Source organism: Pseudoxanthomonas sp. LjRoot204_2 (assembly GCF_056175765.1).
This window is the reverse complement of record NZ_JBGFFG010000644.1, coordinates 1-1,399: the sequence shown is the minus strand read 5'-3', so window position 1 is coordinate 1,399 and position 1,399 is coordinate 1. Positions and strand designations below refer to the sequence as shown.

The window sequence follows — 1,399 nt, the reverse complement described above, 5'->3', positions numbered from 1 at the left end:
CGCGCATAGTCGCCCAGCTGCGCCATGGCGACGCCGCGCAACGCCAGTGCCGCCGGATCGTCGCGCCAGCCCACGTGCTTGAGCGCGCCCAGCACATCGCCGGCGGTCAGGGCGCGGCCGGCGGCGGCGATCAGCGAGTCCATGCCCGCAGCCTACCGCGTGGTGCGGTCGCCGTCGCGGGCCGGGTTACTCCGCTTCCAGCTCCTTGTGCATGCGCGCATGGTCGCGACGGTACTGGCGTGCCAGCTGCGTCTTCTTCGTTGCCGTCAGGATCTTGCCGGAGACCTGGAAGAACTTCTTCTCCTCTTCGCGCAGGTGGTGATGCACCTTCTCCGACAGCTCGCGCGCCTTCTTCAACCAGGCCGCGTGGCGCGGGTCCAGGGACTGGAGGTCCTCGACCAGTTCGTCGATCTCGTGGTGTTCGTGCAGCGCGTGCCGCGAGGAGTCCAGGCCGCGGTCGTCCATGAGGATCGGCACGTAGAGGAAGCGCTCCTCCGCCGCCGCGTGCGCGGCCAGCTCGATGCGCAGCGCGGTGAACAGGTCCAGCCGTTCGCGCGTGCCCGGCTTGGAGCGCAGCAGGCGGCGGCACAGCGAGCGCTGGGTTTCATGGCTTTCGTGCAGGGCGTCGTAGATGGTCTCGGGCATGGGTGATGACCTGGCGGAGGGCTGGGAAGGTCAGGGCAGGGTACGCACCTTGGGTTCGCGCGCGAACTGGCGGGTGCGTGCGGCCTTGACGAAGGCGGCCGTGTCCGACGCCTTCACCACGCCGGCGTCCTTGCCGATGCCGGCTGCCTGGATAACGGCCGACGCGCCGTCGTCGTGCGCGATCGCCTTCAGGTGGCCGAACGCATCACGGACCCAATCGACCGCGGCGGCCTCGGCCGCCATGGCCTTGCCTGCGGCGTCCGACAGCACGACGGCCACGGCATCGAACACCATCGACGGCGTGCCGGCGAGTTGCCCGTCCGCCGGCAGTCGCTTGCCGTTGCCGAGTGTCGCACCGCCGATCTTCGGCGCGACGATCTTGACCTGTGCGCCATCGGCTTCCGCCGCCTTGCGCAGTGCGGCGATCGTCGCCGCATCCGAGCCATCGTCCACCAGGATCCCCACGCAGCGGCCCTGCAGGGTCGGCTTCATCTTGCCGATGATCTGCAGCGCGGGCGACGGTGGCATGTCCTGTGGCTTCACGGGGGTCGGCGGTGCGGGCGGCAGCGCGTCCAGGCCCAGGCCGTCGGCGACGCGCTTGGCCAGGTCCGCATCGACATGGCGCAGGTGCCCGACGATGGCCTCGCGCACGTGCGGGGTTTCCACTTTCGAAAGTTCGAACACCAGCGCGCCCGCCATGTGCGCCTGCTCCGGCGCGGTCTGACTGCGGAAGAACAGCCGCGCCTGGCTGTAG

General features: G+C 70.1%; 2 protein-coding genes. Both read right to left on the bottom strand.

The features are described from left to right. Positions 1-186 precede the first annotated feature (186 nt). Entirely contained in the window at positions 187-645 is a 459-nt protein-coding gene (locus AC04L7_RS18710) for a hemerythrin domain-containing protein (RefSeq protein ID WP_435997554.1), read from the bottom strand. Between the two features lie 30 nt (positions 646-675). Beyond that, positions 676-1,399: catalase-related domain-containing protein (locus AC04L7_RS18705; protein WP_475513704.1), on the bottom strand; the 724-nt coding region annotated here is incomplete at its 5' end.